This is a genomic window from Gracilibacillus lacisalsi DSM 19029, from assembly GCF_000377765.1.
Classification (GTDB): Bacteria; Bacillota; Bacilli; order Bacillales; family Amphibacillaceae; genus Gracilibacillus; species Gracilibacillus lacisalsi.
The window spans coordinates 150,044-167,212 of sequence record NZ_KB898666.1 but is presented as its reverse complement, the minus strand read 5'-3'; the positions used below and the strand labels follow the sequence as shown (position 1 = coordinate 167,212).

General features: G+C 36.1%; 19 protein-coding genes. 9 read left to right on the top strand and 10 right to left on the bottom strand.

Going from position 1 to position 17,169, the window contains the following annotated elements; translation table 11 throughout:
- Position 1 precedes the first annotated feature (1 nt).
- Both D569_RS22750 and D569_RS0109345 read left to right on the top strand, forming a co-directional pair.
- Entirely contained in the window at positions 2 to 2,395 is a 2,394-nt protein-coding gene (locus D569_RS22750; protein WP_018932154.1) for a glycosyl hydrolase family 95 catalytic domain-containing protein, read from the top strand.
- Between the two features lie 13 nt (positions 2,396 to 2,408).
- Positions 2,409 to 3,098, top strand: coding sequence for a DUF624 domain-containing protein (locus tag D569_RS0109345; protein WP_018932153.1), 690 nt, complete (start codon positions 2,409 to 2,411; stop codon positions 3,096 to 3,098).
- 7 nt (positions 3,099 to 3,105) lie between these two features.
- Here D569_RS0109345 and D569_RS0109340 read toward each other — a convergent pair whose 3' ends face one another.
- A complete protein-coding gene (locus D569_RS0109340) occupies positions 3,106 to 4,677 on the bottom strand; it encodes a Vga family ABC-F type ribosomal protection protein (RefSeq protein ID WP_033404850.1) in 1,572 nt (523 codons plus the stop codon).
- Positions 4,678 to 5,055: 378 nt separating this feature from the next.
- Here D569_RS0109340 and D569_RS0109335 point away from each other — a divergent pair, with 378 nt between their 5' ends.
- Positions 5,056 to 5,502: a hypothetical protein gene (locus tag D569_RS0109335; protein ID WP_018932151.1), complete on the top strand. Its 447-nt coding sequence runs from the start codon at positions 5,056 to 5,058 to the stop codon at positions 5,500 to 5,502.
- Between the two features lie 28 nt (positions 5,503 to 5,530).
- On the opposite strand, the gene D569_RS0109330 is transcribed toward D569_RS0109335, so the two are convergent.
- Positions 5,531 to 6,160, bottom strand: coding sequence for a helix-turn-helix transcriptional regulator (locus D569_RS0109330; RefSeq protein WP_018932150.1), 630 nt, complete (start codon positions 6,158 to 6,160; stop codon positions 5,531 to 5,533).
- 179 nt (positions 6,161 to 6,339) lie between these two features.
- Here D569_RS0109330 and D569_RS0109325 point away from each other — a divergent pair, with 179 nt between their 5' ends.
- Positions 6,340 to 6,960, top strand: a complete 621-nt coding sequence (locus D569_RS0109325; RefSeq protein ID WP_018932149.1) for a superoxide dismutase — start codon at positions 6,340 to 6,342, stop codon at positions 6,958 to 6,960.
- Between the two features lie 76 nt (positions 6,961 to 7,036).
- Positions 7,037 to 7,273 (top strand): ferredoxin family protein, encoded by a 237-nt coding sequence (locus D569_RS0109320; RefSeq protein WP_018932148.1) that lies wholly within the window; start codon positions 7,037 to 7,039, stop codon positions 7,271 to 7,273.
- Between the two features lie 75 nt (positions 7,274 to 7,348).
- Here the strand turns inward: D569_RS0109320 and D569_RS0109315 are convergent, their stop codons facing one another.
- The 4 genes from D569_RS0109315 to D569_RS0109300 form a co-directional block, all read right to left on the bottom strand.
- On the bottom strand, positions 7,349 to 7,987 hold the full coding sequence (locus tag D569_RS0109315; RefSeq protein ID WP_018932147.1) for an NAD(P)-dependent oxidoreductase: 639 nt from the start codon (positions 7,985 to 7,987) through the stop codon (positions 7,349 to 7,351).
- A 74-nt stretch (positions 7,988 to 8,061) separates the two neighbouring features.
- On the bottom strand, positions 8,062 to 8,475 hold the full coding sequence (locus D569_RS0109310; RefSeq protein ID WP_018932146.1) for an Rrf2 family transcriptional regulator: 414 nt from the start codon (positions 8,473 to 8,475) through the stop codon (positions 8,062 to 8,064).
- A gap of 94 nt (positions 8,476 to 8,569) precedes the next feature.
- Positions 8,570 to 9,718, bottom strand: coding sequence for an anti-sigma factor (locus tag D569_RS0109305; RefSeq protein ID WP_018932145.1), 1,149 nt, complete (start codon positions 9,716 to 9,718; stop codon positions 8,570 to 8,572).
- Complete coding sequence (locus tag D569_RS0109300; RefSeq protein WP_018932144.1) at positions 9,711 to 10,202, bottom strand: RNA polymerase sigma factor; 492 nt, start codon at positions 10,200 to 10,202, stop codon at positions 9,711 to 9,713. The genes D569_RS0109305 and D569_RS0109300 overlap by 8 nt, the downstream gene beginning before the upstream one ends.
- Before the next feature lie 146 nt (positions 10,203 to 10,348).
- On the opposite strand from D569_RS0109300, the gene D569_RS0109295 reads away from it, so the two are divergent.
- Entirely contained in the window at positions 10,349 to 10,915 is a 567-nt protein-coding gene (locus tag D569_RS0109295) for an RNA polymerase sigma factor (RefSeq protein ID WP_018932143.1), read from the top strand.
- Between the two features lie 2 nt (positions 10,916 to 10,917).
- The gene (locus tag D569_RS0109290) at positions 10,918 to 11,679 is read left to right on the top strand and encodes a DUF4367 domain-containing protein (RefSeq protein WP_018932142.1); all 762 of its coding nucleotides are present in this window, start codon (positions 10,918 to 10,920) and stop codon (positions 11,677 to 11,679) included.
- A 140-nt stretch (positions 11,680 to 11,819) separates the two neighbouring features.
- Here D569_RS0109290 and D569_RS0109285 read toward each other — a convergent pair whose 3' ends face one another.
- Both D569_RS0109285 and D569_RS0109280 read right to left on the bottom strand, forming a co-directional pair.
- Complete coding sequence (locus D569_RS0109285; protein WP_018932141.1) at positions 11,820 to 12,275, bottom strand: DUF6147 family protein; 456 nt, start codon at positions 12,273 to 12,275, stop codon at positions 11,820 to 11,822.
- Between the two features lie 88 nt (positions 12,276 to 12,363).
- Positions 12,364 to 13,950: a PucR family transcriptional regulator gene (locus tag D569_RS0109280; RefSeq protein ID WP_018932140.1), complete on the bottom strand. Its 1,587-nt coding sequence runs from the start codon at positions 13,948 to 13,950 to the stop codon at positions 12,364 to 12,366.
- 280 nt (positions 13,951 to 14,230) lie between these two features.
- Here D569_RS0109280 and D569_RS0109275 point away from each other — a divergent pair, with 280 nt between their 5' ends.
- A complete protein-coding gene (locus tag D569_RS0109275) occupies positions 14,231 to 15,409 on the top strand; it encodes an amidase (protein WP_018932139.1) in 1,179 nt (392 codons plus the stop codon).
- 131 nt (positions 15,410 to 15,540) lie between these two features.
- Positions 15,541 to 15,990, top strand: coding sequence for an Lrp/AsnC family transcriptional regulator (locus D569_RS0109270; RefSeq protein WP_018932138.1), 450 nt, complete (start codon positions 15,541 to 15,543; stop codon positions 15,988 to 15,990).
- Between the two features lie 32 nt (positions 15,991 to 16,022).
- On the opposite strand, the gene D569_RS0109265 is transcribed toward D569_RS0109270, so the two are convergent.
- Both D569_RS0109265 and D569_RS0109260 read right to left on the bottom strand, forming a co-directional pair.
- The gene (locus tag D569_RS0109265) at positions 16,023 to 16,553 is read right to left on the bottom strand and encodes a chromate transporter (RefSeq protein WP_018932137.1); all 531 of its coding nucleotides are present in this window, start codon (positions 16,551 to 16,553) and stop codon (positions 16,023 to 16,025) included.
- A 6-nt stretch (positions 16,554 to 16,559) separates the two neighbouring features.
- Positions 16,560 to 17,108, bottom strand: a complete 549-nt coding sequence (locus tag D569_RS0109260; RefSeq protein ID WP_018932136.1) for a chromate transporter — start codon at positions 17,106 to 17,108, stop codon at positions 16,560 to 16,562.
- Positions 17,109 to 17,169: the final 61 nt, after the last annotated feature.

The window sequence follows — 17,169 nt, the reverse complement described above, 5'->3', positions numbered from 1 at the left end:
ATTGTTTGATAATGTGTCTGATCGAAACAAGCTTGTCTTACAATATCCTGCTTCATGGTGGAGAAACATGTGGCGGGAGGCTTTACCAGCTGGGAACGGTGAACTAGGAGCAGCAGTATATGGGGCGATCAAGAAAGAGACCATCTTAATTAATCATTCTCAATTATGGCATATGGGTGTGAAAGGAGAGTTGCCTGACATTAGTCACACTTTAACAGAGACACGAGCTTTGATGAAGGAGGGAGAATATCAAGAAGCGAATTGGCACTTAACAAATGAAGTGAAAAAACAAGGTTATCACTCAAAGTTAGCATGTCCGTTACCCCTTGTAGATTTGCAACTGGAGATGCCGTGTGACCAAGGATTTAGCCATTATAGGAGAGGCATTAACATGGAAACTGGTGAAGTCCGTGTTACATGGTCTGAACATGATACAACATTTACGAGGGATTTGTTTGTTTCCCGTTCTGATAATTTGATCGTTTATCGAGTTAGCTCCAATAAAGCTAATGCTATTGATGCCGTGTTAAACTTTGACTTACATCCAACTACTTCACTAAATATGAAGAAAAGATACCAAGAACTAGCAGATACAGTGGAATGGAATACGGAGGACAATTATCTATTCTATAAAGCTACGAATGAGGATGATACAGAGTTTGGGGCAGTTGCTAGAGTAATTGCAGAAGACGGGGAAGTGATCACAGATCAACAGAAATTACGCTGTATAAATGTTAATAGTTTATTAATCCTTGTAAAAGTGTTTGTTCAATCAAGTAGTTCATTGCAATGGCCAGTATTAAAAGGAGAGCTCGCTAATGTGACAGCAACATATCAGCAATTATTAGACAATCATGTACAAGTTTATCAGCCACTATATTTTTCCTCCAAGTTACAACTAACAGATGACCAAGAGGAATGGTCAAATGAAGTGTTACTTTTAGACGCTTATAGTAGTGGAGAAGCTAAAGAGAGACTCTATGAAAAATTATGGTCATTTGGCCGATATTTATTTATTTCAGGTACTAAAATAGGTGGTCAACCGTTTTCGATGTATGGGTTGTGGCATGGTGATTACCGTTTAATGTGGAGTCATCGGATGGCTAATGAGAACATTCAAATGATGTACTGGCATACTTCAATAGGTGGTTTAGCAGAATTCAGTCTTGCGTTAATGGAGTATTATCAGTCTTTGATGGCTGATTTCCGCGATAATGCAAGAAAGTTATTTGGTTGTCGAGGGATTTATATACCTGCAGGGACAACACCAGGTATTGGGAAACCAAATCAATTAGTACCTGTTATTATGAATTGGACTGCTGCAGCTGGATGGTTAGCCCAGCATTTTTATCAATATTATCAATTTACAGGAGATCATGAATATTTGAAGCAACATGCTTTACCTTTTATGAAAGAAGTGGCGGATTTCTATCAAGATTTTTTAGAAGTTGGCGAGGATGGTTATTACCTGTATTATCCTTCTGTATCACCAGAGAATACACCGGTAAATTTCATGCCTAAAAGTAGTGAGCCAGTTGCCCATCCAATGCCAACAGCGATAAATGCTACGATGGATTTTGCTGTGATGAAGGAATTACTTACTAATTTAATAGAAGGTAGTTCAATTGTTTCGATCTACCAACAGGAACGACCTATTTGGGAGAAAATGCTTGAACTAATTCCGCCCTATCGAGTAAATAAAGATGGCGCCATTAAGGAATGGCTGAGCGATCCATTTGAAGATAATAATGAACATCGGCATCTCTCCCATATTTATCCGATTTTCCCTGGTCAAGAATTAATCAAAGAGAAAGAAGAACCGCTATTTGAGGCATTTCGAAAAGCGGTACAACAAAGAAAATTAGGAGCACAAACAAGCTGGTCCTATGCTCATATGGCAAGTATTTATGCGAGGTTACAAGATGCCACTAAAGCAAGTACTTGTCTCGAAAACCTTTCAAGGTCTTGTTTGTTAAATAACTTTTATACAGTCCATAATGATTGGCGTAATATGGGGCTGACAATGGAAATCGACTATGCACCAGTGCAAATGGATGCTAATTTAGGTATCGTAAACGCTATTCAGGAAATGTTGATTTATGTGTCACCAACATTGGTGAAGCTTTTGCCAGCTTTACCTGATGATTGGAACTCAGGGCAAGTTGATACATTTCACTTCTGTACGGGTACGATAAGCTTTCGTTGGGATTTATTAAAAGGTACATTTTCTACCGTCTTAAAAGCAGAGCGTGAAACAATTATTACATTAGGATTACCTTCTGATCTAAAATACGAATGGGAAGGAGACGGAAAAGTCTTACCATCTGAGTTAGGAGAATCCTATTATCAGATACAATTGTCGGCACCACAAAGTTTGCGTTTCTTTTCTAAATAGAAAGGTGATGAACATGCAAAATACGGGGATAATGGGTAGATTTTATGTGATTGCTGATTGGGTTTATAAATTTTCGTTTGCTAATATTATTTGGACGGTGTGTAATCTACCGATTTTCTTTATTGTGTTGAATTTGTTAATGGCAGATGAGATAGGGGTGATAGTAGTATTATTTGGGCTACTAATAATGTTATCACCTTTTGTGTTCTTTCCAACTACTATGGCATTATTTTCGATTGTACACCAATTTATTCAAAAGGAAGATGTTAAGCTCTTTGCTGATTTCTGGCAATATACTAGGCTGAATTATAAGAAAGGCATGAAAATAGGCGTGATATCTACCATTTTTTGGACTGTTTTATTAATTGACTTTTTCTATGTAATGGGGACAGGAAACATCACCTATACTTATGTATTTATTGTTCTTGGTTTTTTCGCGCTTATTTATAATTTACATCTACTCTCAGGCGCGGTAACGATCGATAGCAAAGTGCACCAGTTATTAAAACAAGTGGGAATTATCATGTTTGGCCATCCGCTATTGTCGATGTCACTAGGGATGCTTAGTTTAACCTTTGTGTATGTGATGACACAATGGCTACCCTTTCTCATCCCATTCTTTTCTGGTTCTATATTGGTGTTTTTAGCATTGCTTGTTTTCATAAAAATTCATACAAGTTCGATTAAACTAGAAAAGCACTGATCATAGATCAGTGCTTTTTTGCTAATCGTTGCTTTTCTTTCAATAATTGTTGGAATTCTTTTTCAAGTGCTTCTGATGGTTCGATACTTAATCTGCTTAAAACATCTGTTATTTTTGTTTCGATGATTAGTAATTGTTCATCATGGTCATCTTTAACAGGTGTCTGTTCCCGGTTTTTAAACTGCTGGTAGTTTCCGTCAAAATAGGTAACCTGTTGTTCTTCGATGGTGACCAATTTTGTTGCTATTTTTTCAACAAACCGTCGATCATGAGAAACGAAAATGACGGTCCCCTCATATTCTGTAAGCAATTTTTCCAATGCCTCCATCGCTTCTAAATCGAGAAAGTTGGTAGGTTCGTCTAAGATCAATGTATTGCAGTTGCTAAGGAACAGTTTTGCAAGTGTTACTTTAACTCGTTCGCCGCCACTTAATACAGCAACTTTCTTATGAACCTGATCACGATAAAAATGGAGTCTAGCAAGTACTGTTCGGATTAATGTTTCATGGTGAATCGAACCATCTTGTGCATTTTCAAGAATCGAACGGTTTGGATCTAAAATCGATAAGTCTTGTTTAAAATAAGCTATTTTACAGGCAGAAGAAAGGTGAACACCTTCTTCACCATAAAGTATCTTCCTAATTAAAGTTGTTTTACCACTTCCGTTTGCTCCAATAATAGCGAGTTTATTTCCGCCTTTAATCAGGAAATTGGCTTGTTTCCATAGCAGTTGATTGCCTACTTTACCATTTAGATTCTCCACTCGAATAAGTACCTTTCCAGCCAATTTTTCTTGATTTGGTAAATCCATTTTAATCGGTGTTTCTTCGAAAGGTTTTTCTGCTTTTTCAAGCTTCTCCAGTCGGGTTTCAATCGCTTTGGCTGTTTGTTGGAGTTTCTTTTGTTTTTTGGCAAAATAGGGTTTTGCCCCTGTTATTTTTGCTTCAGACGCACTTGTATTTTTCGGTTTCTTAGTAGCTCTTTCCGCTTTTTCTGATTTTAGTGTTAAAGCTCTTTCTAGTTGTTGCTTCTTGGTTTGATATTTTTCATATTCCTGTTGATGCTGACGTAGGACCTGTTCTTTTTGGGCTTTGAATTGTTGGTAATTACCCTTATATTCATTGAGCTTCCCCTGATCAATTTCCCATATTTTCGTACAAGTGGCGTCTAAAAATGCACGGTCGTGTGAGACGATAACATAAGCCCCTTGCCAATGTTTTAACGTATTTTCTACCCATTCGATATGGTTCGTGTCTAAGTGGGTAGTCGGTTCATCGGCTAAAAGGATACTACTTTGATTGGAAAAAGCTCTTTGAATATAGTTTTGGGTAATTTCTCCACCACTTTTATAACCATCAGCTGCTTTTAATTGAGGCAGAAGATCAACTGTTCCATAATGTGTGACAATTCCATGCTCAGGTGTTAACTTTCCAGCTAGTGTGTGCAATAAGGTTGTTTTACCGGTCCCATTTTTCCCAACGAGGCCAATTCGGTCGCCTTCAAATATTTCCAATGCGTCAATCTCTAGTAGCGTTCTTGCTTCTACAGTGATAATAAGATTCTTGGCTTGTAGTAACATAACATTCGCTCCATTCCGATTCGGAGACAACAAAAAGCCTCCTTATTCACATTCAGAATAGGAGGCAATACCGTATGAAAGGCAAATATCTATAAGGATATTGATGGCAGTATCCTCATATCTGAGCCGGTCAATGAGTATCAATCCTATCCTAAATATTCTGCATAAAGACATACGTATCCCATGTGTGGAATGACGTTCTTTATGAAAATATTATGAGAGAATAGGATTATAACTTCATTGGCCCAAGGCTCCCCCTTTCGCATTTAGTTAACCAAAGTTTACAAAAATAGGGGGGAGAAGTCAATAGATAAAAGTTACGATGAAACCTTTTAATAATTAAAAGCGACTAATAGTAAAAGAAAGGAGGATTAGCAGATGCCACGATTTATTGTCTTTTCGTTCTTACTGATCATTACTGGTTGTGGCTTTAATAATAACGATTCCGTAAATAACTTGAGACACCCTCCATCTATGTATGCAATTATTGATAAGCAAAAATATTCATTGGAAACTGGTTCCTTTAGCTGGGAAATGAAGAACGGTGGAACAACGAAAGCGATTCAAACTGATGCTCCTTCTCCAAATCAGATAGCTAAAAAGCTCGATCCAATAAAAGTTGAAGATAACAGTGACATAGAATTCACGGCTGATTACAATCCTGAGATTGTTGTTTATTTATGGGATGAAGAAAAGAGAATGGAAGAAATACCTTTAAAGAATAATCAAATCCAGGCTCCTGATAAAGGGAAAGTAATTTACGAAGTGATTGGGGAATGGCCTAATGGAGAGGCACATTATACGTTTGTGGTGGAAGTGAAATAAAATAAGACCTAACAGATGCAGGTCTTTATTATTCAAATTCCACCTTAAACCGACAATGATTATTCCCCTCCGTTTTACATTGCACTCTTTCTACATTCTCTGTTCCCAATACTTTCTTAAACATGCTTGTTTCACATCGGCAAGCGATATGAAATTCCTTTGCCACTGCAAATATAGGACAATTATATTCAACAATCTCAAACTGATCATCATCATGTTGAGATAATTCCGCCATATAGCCTTTCTCGTTTTGGATATGGACGATATCTCGCATTTTTTCCAGGTTTGAGGATTGATCGACAAGATCGGCATATTGCTTTGTTAGTCGCTCTTCACGATTTTCAAAAAGTTGTTCAATTGAGTCTTTTCCATGTATTGCTTGAATATCTTTTAAGAACTCAACACTGATCGATTCATAATTATTAGGAAATAGACGTTTGCCCTTTGTCGTTAAAAAGAATTTTTGGATTGGTCGACCGATATCCTTTTTCTCATGGTGACTAGAAACAAGCCCATCTTTCTCTAATGTAGTTAAATGTTTGCGTATAGCCATATGCGTGATATCTAAATGGTCGATAAGTTCATTGACAGATAAGGAAACTTCTTTCTTTAATAATTCTAATATTCTATCTTTTGTCGTTTTTGTTATTGGTGTCATGGGATTCCTCCTACATTGGCTTCCCCTTGATTAAATTCCATTATACAATATAATTTGTCCAAACAGAAATTATTGGAAATTTTGAAGCAAATGTATTGATTAATTGATAATAATAGTATAACATATAATTATACTTTTTATACTAAAAGGTATAATAAATATTATTGGAGGTTTTACATATGGCAAACTTTACTTTACCTGAGTTAGGTTATGCGTTTGACGCTTTGGAACCACACATTGATCAAAAAACGATGGAAATTCACCACGGAAAACACCATCAAACATACGTTACAAAATTAAATGCAGCACTTGAAGGACAGGATGCCTTAGCTAATAAAAGTCTTGAGGAACTTCTAGCTGACTTAGACAGTGTACCTGAGAATATCCGCACTGCAGTAAGAAACAATGGTGGTGGACACTTCAACCATACTTTATTCTGGGAAGTGATCGCTCCAGGGTCTAAAGCAGATAAACCTGAAGGGGAATTAGCAAAAGCAATTGATGAGGCATTTGGTAGCTTTGATCAATTTAAAGAACAATTCTCTAACGCTGCTGCTACCCGATTCGGTTCAGGTTGGGCTTGGTTAGTTGTAAATGCGGATGGGAAATTAGAAGTAACAAGCACACCAAACCAAGATAATCCAATTTCTGAAGGGAAAACAGCTATTCTTGGCATCGATGTTTGGGAGCATGCTTATTACTTAAACTATCAAAACAGACGTCCTGATTACATTGCTAGTTTCTACAATGTTATTAATTGGGATGTTGTCGCAGAAAAATTCCAAGCGGCTGTGAAATAAATAATTGTTCGTTTCGGATGAGTGGAAGGATGGAAGGCATCTTTCCACTTATTTTTATGGAGAGGAGATGGTTAGTTTGGCATTTGTCATAACAGCACCTTGTGAAACAGAAAAAGCCGGGGAATGTGCAACAGTATGCCCGGTAGATTGCATCGAAGAAGGAAAAGACCAATTTTATATAGACCCAGATATCTGCATTGATTGTGGTGCATGTGTAGCGGTGTGTCCAGTTGATGCGATCGTGGAAGAATATGAATTGACTGTAGATCAAGAGCCATATTTAGAAAAGGCAGAAGCATTTTTTGGGAATTAACTTAGACGAAAATAGCCCTAGTAATGTATCACATTACTAGGGCTTTTTCTCTTCATTCAATACAATAATGATCCTTTATTCTTTTTCTCCCACAACAGTAAAGCGTTCTTCTATATGTTCGGGATTTTCAATCTCATCTAGTAGAGCGATAGCGTAATCTGCATAGCTGATATAGCTTTCTCCTGCTTTATTAGTGATGACATTTTCTTTTCCTTTTTGATAGGAGCCAGTACGTTTCCCTTCTGGATCGAACATTGCTGCAGGACTTAAGTGTGTCCATTTGACATCTTCTGTTTGTTTTAATTCGTCTAATGCTTTACCCATGTTGGAAGCTAATGGATATACGAAATCAGGAAAGTCAGGTGTGTCGTATAAATGTGTTGTTTGTTCTTCATCAACATATAGACTACCTGCGCCACCAACAACGATAAGACGTGTATCAGTTCCTTGGAAAGCATGGATTAATACACGATGAGCTTCGATATGTAGATGCTCTTCACCTTGTGGGGAATTATAAGCATTGACAACAACATCAAAGTCTTTAATATCCTCGGTCTTCATATCAAATATATCTTTTTTCACGATATCGACGTCTTTATTGTCCACTTTTTCCGGACTACGTACAATTGCAGTAACTTCGTGTCCTCTATGAAGTGCTTCTTGTGTAATCAGTTTACCAGATTTCCCAGTTGCCCCGATAATTCCAATTTTCATTGTCAATTCCTCCTTTGGATTAATTGTAACAATTATAGTTACAATTTGTGTTGAAGTCAATAAAAAACATCTCCTTATTGTATAGAGAGATGTTGAATAATATCAGCTAGTGTTTGCTTGTTTAATTCATTTTCCATAGCTTGTTGTGCACGGGTTAAAGAAATGTCCAGTGTGGCTTGAATATTTCTGCCAACGTCGCAATTCGGATTAGGGTGATCGTGCACTGCAAATAATTCCCCCTCTGACGTTACAGCTCGATATATATCTAGTAAGGTAATTTCTGAAGGTTCTGTTACGATAGAATAGCCGGCTACACCAGGTCCACCTTTTAACAGGTTCGCTTTTTTTAATAAAGAACCAATACGGCGAATGACGACAGGGTTTGTGTTAACACTTTTTGCTATGAAATCTGATGTAACACCTTTATCATTTTGCGTTGCAACAAGTGTAAGGATATGTATTGCTACTGAAAAGCGAGTGTTTATCATTCTCGTTCACCACCATTGTTATTATTCTAGTTGTAAGTAGTTTGGTTGTCAATGTAGCATGACACTAGACAAAAAGAGAGCAACAACTTTTCTGCTACTCTCTACTCATCCAATTCCAAAGTCTTGCTTCATCGATTTGTAATACAGCAATAGCATTAATTTCTTCCAAAGATAAAATTTCTTTTGTCGGTCCTGTAATAACAACACCATAATGTTTGATTCCTTCTTCTTCTAAGTAGCTGATCTTATTCTCGAGTTCTAGATCACCAGTGATTACTTTAGAGGCTATATTTTCATGTCCTTGCAAAAACTTTAGTGTCTTGATGAATTGTTGATGTAAAACATCATAATCGCCTTCCTGATATGAAGGTGAACTGTAGCTTTCGGATATAGTCGAGCTGCCAAAAGATCCTTTTTCTTCTTTACGATCATGAAGGATCATATCGTCGTCATGCCAAATTGGAAAACTTGGAAAGCCGATTGTCTCAAAGATTGCACCCTCGGCTTGTTTATCCACATTTTCTGCTCCTAAGTCGACTGCAAGCCAGAGTAAGTCAATGTTCTTTCCGGAAAAAAGCTTCATTACTTCCTCTGTCTCCATCAAGTTGGAAAAAGATACGTATGCTGAAGTCACTGTTCCTTCTGGTAGTTTTTCAAGCTGGTTCCAGTCTGAGATAACAGTAGTGCCTGAATCGGGATAGAAGAAGGACGGAATTGTAGTTGAGTTGGCCCTGTAACGTTCTTCTTCCTGTCGGCGTAGTAAAGAAAAAAAGAAATGAGACTGATCCTCCCCTACTTCAAAAATTTCGTCTCCAACTTGCTTTTTTATTGGAGTAGATAATTCCATGTTAAAGTATAGGCCTCCTCTATTCATATTGACGCCGCTAAGATATCCATAAGGTTCGGTAATAGTTAAGGTATGCTCAACAACATTTCGTAACACTTCAGCACGATCAGGATTACCCCAAGCATAATAAACGCTTGTTAATATACTAGAAATGAAGGTAAAACCGATAAATAGTAAAAAGACAAAAAATGTAGTTTGAATTCTAGCTCTCCATTTGCCCTTTCTTATTATTTGTTTTTCCTTTTGATCTAAAAATATATTATCCGTGTCATCCTTCTCTAAAAAAGTTTGTAATGTTTCTAATTTCTTTAGTTCGTGTTCAAATTCTTCTAAATCTTTCCCTGATAACTCACCATTTTCATAAGCTTCTAGTTTCTTTTGGAATGAATCATTCATCTTTTTCCTTCCTTTCTCTGATAGCTTGCCTGCCACGAAAGAGTAAAACCTTATAATGACTAAGTTTTATATTCATTACAGTAGCTGCTTCCTTGTAAGGTAATCCATGGAGATCGTGTAGTATAATCGCGTGTTGTTGTTTCATGGGTAATTCCCTGATCCATACTAAAACTTGTTTCGCCTCTTCATTCAAAAGAAATTGTTCATAAAGGGTTAAACCTGGATCTTTGATGCGATGAAAGAAGGCCCCCTCTTTGGAAACGGATTTTTTTTGTTTGCGATAATGATCAATAAAAGTACGATAGGCTACGGTGAATAGCCATGTTTTTACGTTCTCGTTATCATAAAATTCTAAATATAAGTAGGCTCTTAGGAATGTTTCTTGAACAATATCCTCCGCTGTATAGTGATCATGGCTAAGAGAAAGGAGAAAGCGATAAATATCTTGAAAATATTTTTGATATATTTGATCAATTGATCCCATTTGCTCCTCCTTTCTATTCTAACTATATCACGCAGCATTATGAAAAAAGTTACAAAAAATGATCAAAAAAAGAGATTTATAAATGGTTTAATCTTTTGAAGAAAATGTTATAATTTGTATGATTGATGGAAGAAGGTGTAAACAGGATGCTGAAAAAAATATTTAAAAAATCGGAACCTACACATGAGGAATTCCGTCTAGTATATGATATGTTTTATTCGAGAGTTTACCGTGATGTCTATTTTATTACAAAAGATAGCCATTTAGCTCAAGATGCTTTACAAGAAACTTTTGTGAAAGCTTATAAACATATGCACCGCTTGGAAGATAGAGAACGGATGGGTGCCTGGCTTTCCACTATTGCTACAAGAACTGCCATTGATGTATTAAGGAAACGAAAAGGAGCACGCGAAGTGCTAACAGAAGATATAACGGTACAAGAAAGAAATATGAAAGAAAAAGGTTTGGACACCTCACATATTGTAGAGAATAATTTAGTAAAAGAAGAACTGTTGGAATCATTAAAGGAGATAAAAGCAGAATACCGAGAAATCATTTTGTTAAGATATATCCATGACTTATCCATTAAGGAAATTGCAGATTCATTACATATAAATGAATCTACTGTAAAAACAAGACTTCATCGTGCAAGGAATAAGGTAAAAGAGAAAGTACAACGTGATCCAAAACGGCAATGGATTGGTGGTGAATAAAGATGAATGAAGAACAGAACTGGAAGGAATGGCTTAACGAGGATTACCAGCAAGTAGAAGATGCTCCACATTCCAAGGATGAAAATTGGGAGACAATCATAAGTGAAATATCGCAAACTAATCAACATCAGAAGAAGATCTCGAAGAAAAGTTTGTTGGCGGTAGCGATGATTACAGTTATCGTGATTGGCTCTGCTTTTGTTCAAACTAATCAAATGCAAGCTTTTGATTGGTTTGTCAACATGTTTGTCACAACAGAAGGCGATAAGACACAAATAACCCAAACAACAAATGAAAAGGAACCATCAACGGATGCTCTTCCTGATTTTGATAACATAACAACAAACGCAGTCCCAGAAGAAAGTAAGGAGATGACATTCGAAGAGGCGCAAGACGAAACAGATTTTAATATTTTTGCTCCCTCTTATTTACCTGACAGTTATCAATTAGAATCAGTTACTGTGTTTTATGAAGAGGTGTCAGCTAAAAAGGTTCAGCTTGAATATGTAAATAATCTGAACGATAACGATGTCATAACGCTATATCAAACGTATCAACCTGATGATTTCTCTGCTTCTAAAGTAGTTGATAATGAGGACACAGAAATTAACACAATCGAACTAGATGGTGGAGAGGCACGTTTGATAGAATTTATGGATGGCCATATACAAATCATATGGAGCACGCCAAAAACGAACTGGCTCCTAGAAGGCTCGGAAAATAAACAACAACTTATTAAAGTTGCCGAATCTATAGATTATTGAACTCCCGCCACTTACAAAAGTACCTGTTGAAGTGGCAGTTTTCTTGTCTGAAGAAAGTTAAAAAGAGTTTCGTATCAAAATATACGAAACTCTTTTTTTGTCTCTAAATCAAAAATCAGTTTGTCATACTAATTACTTTTTTAAAATTTTAATCCCGGTGTTATGGAGATTAAGCTTTCATAGCTACTATTATGCGTAATGGAGTGGACGGTGCGAATGCGATATTCATAGCCCTTCACGATTGTAAAATGGACACTCCCGCTAACATAGGAACTGGAATTGTCAACAAATCTTTTACTATTCCCGGTATTTACCCATTGCCCCGTTGATTTATTTTTGACTTGTAGGTTAATCGTGCAAGTAATCTTCTGAACAGATGAATAGCTAGATGTATCACAATTGCTCCCTATTCTTTTCGAATCTAATTTTCTTATGGAAGAATTTCCTTCTTTGATGTAGTTAGTTGATTGGACACTAATAATATCCTCTTTGATTTGAGGAGTAGTTTGCTCTGAAGCATCGACGTCTGAAGTAAAAAGAAAAAATCCAATAATGAGAACACATGATGTTAGTAAAGCTTTACCCAACATTTGCATCAAAACCATTCCTTTCCAAGGATTTTTTTGTTACAAATGTTAGACGTTAGTAGTAGTGAAAAGGTTGCAGTAAAATAACGATAAATACTTAGGAGATATGCTGTCTGATGTTCTTAATTTGTAAAAAGGTAAAGGCCATTTTAATTCGTAGCAGGTCATCGATGTTTTTCAAGTTAATTTTAAGAAGGGCACTAACTTTGTCTAGTCGGTATATCACAGTATTACGGTGAACAAATAGTCTGTGCGCTACTTCTTTGATATTGCCGTTACATTCTAAATATGCTTCTAGTGTCACCAACATATCTTTTTTAAAATTCGTACTATCATGCAGAAATATTTCAAATATTCGTTTGTAGAAGGTCTCCATTAATGGATCTGGAATATGCCGATATAGGCTAAAGAAATCCAAATCCTCAGCAATAATTACATGGTTGTTATACTGCAAATCTTTGGCTAATTCTTTTGCGTAGAGACATTCATTTATTGCTGTTGAAAAACTGTTTAAGTGATTGTGCTGTTTACTAACAACTAACTTTATGTTTTGTTTGATACTGATTCTTTTAAGTATTTCATCGAATACGGGTAAGAATAAATTAGTTTTTTGAAATACTCTACTTTCAGAAGCACTATCAAAAATAATGGAAACTAGATATTCATTCCAGGTTAAGTGCTTAATTTTATATGGTTTAAAATGAGGATGGACTTCTAACTCCGTTCGATAAGATGCAATGTCTCTTGGACTAAGTTCAGCGTGATGATCGATTAATATTATCCAATATGGCATTTGTAATAGTTTGTTTTCTTCTTGGGACAAGTGTGACTTTAAATATTCAGTAGTAATTTCATCGTCTAAATAACGTTTTAACAATATACTTGATGTCTGTTCTTGTATTGATTCTGGATGAGAAGTGTATACCTTGGATAAATAGTCAGTCAATATTTCTCCAATTTGCCCAAAAAGTATGACGTCTTCTTCTATAATATCTTCTCCGTTTTCATTTATGATAATTAAGTCCCCATACTTCATCTCACTATGCTTCAATTCAATATGATTGATTTGCTGATTAACTTTTTGTTGATGGTTGTGTGCAAACCAATTTTTAAAGATTTCGTTGGCTGATAGGTTCGTTTTATTATAGAGAATTTCTGAATCAGTTGTAAAAATAACAAAAGGGTACTTGATAAATATTGCTACAATCATTAAGTATTGATCAATATCTTTATAATGATATTGAAGCATGAGTAATTCTTTTTGACTTAATAATTTTTTTCTTAACGACATCTCCTTTTGTTGATCTGCTTTATTGTATAGGGCTTTTATTTGGTCTGAAAAGGTATAGGAATATGGTAACTCAAATATAGGAAAGTCTAATTGGTTAGCAGTATCGATAATGGTTTGAGGGATTTCTTTCCAATACCTTCCTAATTTAATTGCCAAACCGGCACACCGTTTCTTATCTAGTTGTTTGATCAATTGGATGGCCTTTTCCATATTATCTTGTAAAATATAGGCTGTTGTTAGCAACAATTCTCCTTCTTTTACCCAATTTTGTATATCAGGAGCATCTATGATGTTTACCGCTTTTATCGACCGTTGTGTTATATTTTCTCCTGCTACTAATCGAGATTGAGAAAATGGGTAAGCAGTTAAAGCTTCTTTGATTGTTAAATGCAATGGTTATCCCACCTTCGTTCTTGTTTTTCTTTTGACTCAATTAATGGTAGTCATTCCTTATTATACAAAATACATCTCTAACATGATTCTTATTTGTAAGAATATATTACGTATTTCGTGAGTATAACAACTGATTTTGCATTTCACCCCTTTTTTGGTTATGAATTTTTCTGAAATACATGTGATTTTTTGTGAAAAATTACAATTAACGTTAACTATATTGACATGTGGTTTGATGAAAAGATATAGTAAAGCAAATAATTGAAATGGGGGGACAGAAATGGAGGATAAATGGAATGCTTTGATCGATGCAAATTGTAAACTACCTCCAATCCATAAAGGGAAATTGAATTCCTATACCTATGCTGTTAAAGATGTTTTTGAAATAGAAGGACATATAGCTAGTGCAGGTAATCCTGATTGGAAAAGAACTCATTTGCCTGCTCATTCGACTGCTACTGTTGTAAAAAAATTACTGCTAAATGGTGCGGAATTAATAGGGAAAACTCATACAGATGAATTAATGTATAGCTTGGACGGAAAAAACTATTTTTATGGTACACCAGTTAATCCTCGTGCAGTTGAAAGAATTCCAGGTGGGTCTTCTAGTGGATCAGCTGTAGCAGTAGCTGCTGGATTAGTAGACTTTTCAATAGGAACTGATACTGGTGGTAGTGTTCGAATTCCAGCGAGCTATTGTGGAATATACGGTTTTCGACCTTCTCATAATGCAATATCCATTAATGGTGTTATACCACTTGCTGAGAGTTTTGACACAGTTGGGGTTATGGCTAACGATATTGAGATCATTTCGGATGTAGCTGAAGTTTTACTTGAGCAACCTAGTCATCACTCAGAAAATTTTACAACAATGATATTCCCGAGGGAAGTATGGGATATGGTAGAAATACCGATACAAGAGTCAAAAGAAAAGGTTGATCTACCACATTTAAGCAGGGAGGAATTGTTAATATCTGATGAAGGGTTACAGGCTTGGATGGAAACTTTTCGAATCTTACAAGGATTTGAGATTTGGAGGAATCATGGAGACTGGATTCGTGATGTTCAACCACAATTCGGTCCAGGAATTTATGAAAGATTCCAATGGGCAAAAACAATTACAAAAGAACAAGTAGAAGAGGCTAAACAATATAAAGAAAAGATAAATAAAAATATAAAAGAGAAATTAGGAAAAGATTCCATTATGGTGATACCGACATCACCAAATGTGGCACCATTGCTAAAAACAGCTGATGAAGCTTTACTAACGCACAGGCAAAAACTATTGATGATGACAAGTATTGCTGGGTTAAATGGACTCCCGCAAATTAGTACTCCTTGGTTAGAGGTGGGAAATGCTCCTGTTGGTTTATCTTTTTTGGCAGCTAAAGGACAAGATAAACGATTAATAAGGTTTGTGAAGCAATTTTTTCAAGAACTAAGCGGTCGGAAAGTGTAGAAAAAAGCTATGATTCTCATAAGCTCCTTTAGCATATTTTTTTCGTTTCGAAAGAAAAATCACCTTTTCTTGACATTTTGTTAACCAAATAGCATGCTATACCTATATAGTTGTGCGAAAGGGTGCTCAAGGTGAAAATGGATAAAAAGGATCAGAAAATCTTAGAATTATTAATGGGAAATGGCCGTATGTCTTATGTAGATATCGGTAAAGAGTTAGGGTTGTCCAGAGTAGCGGTCCGCGAAAGGGTAAATCAATTAATTGAGGAAGGGGTTATCGAAGGATTCAGTGCTGTCATTAATTCTGAAAAAGTAGGTAAACAAGTGTCTGCTTTTTTTGAAGTGGATTGCGAGCCGTCTTCCTTAGTAGAGGTAGCCCAAAATCTGGCAGATAACCCAAGTGTTGCCAGTTGTTATCAAATGACGGGACCGAGTACATTGCATATGCATGTGTTGGTAGAGGATTTCAAAAAGTTGGAGTCATTTATTAATGAAGAATTATATAGTTTAGAAGGTATCACTAGAGTGGAAAGTCATATTCTATTACGTCGGTTTAAGAATAGAAAAGGCATGAAATTATAAGAAAGCGCCCTTTAAAATGGGCGCTTAATCTGTCATGCTAAAAAAATTGCGCCATATCCCAATGCTCCGATGATCACAAATGCGGGATGGACTTTGAATTGAACTAAGAAAAGCCAGCTAAGTCCGATTAATAATATGGTTTGTAATGTTCCCTCGTTCTCATAAGATTGGAAAAAGAATTGAAAGGTTAAAATACCTAGTAGAACTGCAATTGTAGGGCGGATAACCATTGTCATTCTTTTTACTTTAGGTGAGCTTTTAAACTTATATAAAATACTAAGTAAAATAATCATTAAAATAAGAGAAGGTGCTACTGTTGCGAAAATCCCAACACTTGCGCCGAGTATGCCTGCTTGTTCATAACCGATATATCCGGCCATCTTCGTAGCTATTGGACCTGGAAGCGCATTTCCAATAGCAAGTACCTCCCCAAATTCGGAAAGGCTTAACCATTGATAGCGATTAACTACTTCATTTTGAACTAAAGGAATACTTGCGGGACCTCCGCCATAACCAACGATTCCAGGTATGAAGAAGGCAATAAAAATTTCCCAATAAATCATTGTTATTTATTCCTTCCCTTCTTGTTTTGGTGTTGTCGTAAGAGCAATTATCAATAATACTAGGATAATAATTGCTGGGTGAAAGTTAAGTAATTGTAGCAACACAGTACTTCCGATAATCAAGGCTACATTTAACTTCCAACCTAAATCTTTTGTTCCTTTTTTGACAAAATCCCAAGTCAGTATAGCGAGCATGACACCGACAACAGGTACAATTGCGTGTGTCATGCCGATCACCCAAGGTAATTCACTAAAACTGCTTAATGAAACGAGTAAAACGATCATAGCGATAATGGTTGGTATAATCGTTGATAATACAGCATTTATTGCACCTAACCATCCAGCGACACGGTACCCGATATACCCAGCCATTTTTGTTGCGATCGGTCCCGGGAGTGTGTTGCCGATTGCGAGTATATCAGAAAACTCTTCATCATCCATCCATTTATAGGAATCGACCACTTCTTTATGAACAAGTGGTATGGAAGAGGGGCCGCCACCATAGCCTAAAATACCCACTTTAAAAAATGCCCAAAAAATATGGAAGTGTTTCATCGTTGTGCTGTCTCCTTCTTCTTTATGTTTGTTGTTATCTTAACACATTAATGTTACTATT

What these genes read in the sequence shown, in the direction of transcription:
- D569_RS0109310 (WP_018932146.1), bottom strand. Translation starts at nt 8,475, where the DNA reads ATGATAAACACTCGCTTTTCAGTAGCAATACATATCCTTACACTTGTT.
- D569_RS0109340 (WP_033404850.1), bottom strand. Translation starts at nt 4,677, where the DNA reads ATGTTACTACAAGCCAAGAATCTTATTATCACTGTAGAAGCAAGAACG.
- D569_RS0109265 (WP_018932137.1), bottom strand. Translation starts at nt 16,553, where the DNA reads ATGATTTATTGGGAAATTTTTATTGCCTTCTTCATACCTGGAATCGTT.
- D569_RS0109285 (WP_018932141.1), bottom strand. Translation starts at nt 12,275, where the DNA reads ATGCAAATGTTGGGTAAAGCTTTACTAACATCATGTGTTCTCATTATT.
- D569_RS0109290 (WP_018932142.1), top strand. Translation starts at nt 10,918, where the DNA reads ATGAATGAAGAACAGAACTGGAAGGAATGGCTTAACGAGGATTACCAG.
- D569_RS0109335 (WP_018932151.1), top strand. Translation starts at nt 5,056, where the DNA reads ATGCCACGATTTATTGTCTTTTCGTTCTTACTGATCATTACTGGTTGT.
- D569_RS0109315 (WP_018932147.1), bottom strand. Translation starts at nt 7,987, where the DNA reads ATGAAAATTGGAATTATCGGGGCAACTGGGAAATCTGGTAAACTGATT.
- D569_RS0109305 (WP_018932145.1), bottom strand. Translation starts at nt 9,718, where the DNA reads ATGAATGATTCATTCCAAAAGAAACTAGAAGCTTATGAAAATGGTGAG.
- D569_RS0109325 (WP_018932149.1), top strand. Translation starts at nt 6,340, where the DNA reads ATGGCAAACTTTACTTTACCTGAGTTAGGTTATGCGTTTGACGCTTTG.
- D569_RS0109260 (WP_018932136.1), bottom strand. Translation starts at nt 17,108, where the DNA reads ATGAAACACTTCCATATTTTTTGGGCATTTTTTAAAGTGGGTATTTTA.
- D569_RS0109330 (WP_018932150.1), bottom strand. Translation starts at nt 6,160, where the DNA reads ATGACACCAATAACAAAAACGACAAAAGATAGAATATTAGAATTATTA.
- D569_RS0109275 (WP_018932139.1), top strand. Translation starts at nt 14,231, where the DNA reads ATGGAGGATAAATGGAATGCTTTGATCGATGCAAATTGTAAACTACCT.
- D569_RS0109300 (WP_018932144.1), bottom strand. Translation starts at nt 10,202, where the DNA reads ATGGGATCAATTGATCAAATATATCAAAAATATTTTCAAGATATTTAT.
- D569_RS0109345 (WP_018932153.1), top strand. Translation starts at nt 2,409, where the DNA reads ATGCAAAATACGGGGATAATGGGTAGATTTTATGTGATTGCTGATTGG.
- D569_RS0109295 (WP_018932143.1), top strand. Translation starts at nt 10,349, where the DNA reads ATGCTGAAAAAAATATTTAAAAAATCGGAACCTACACATGAGGAATTC.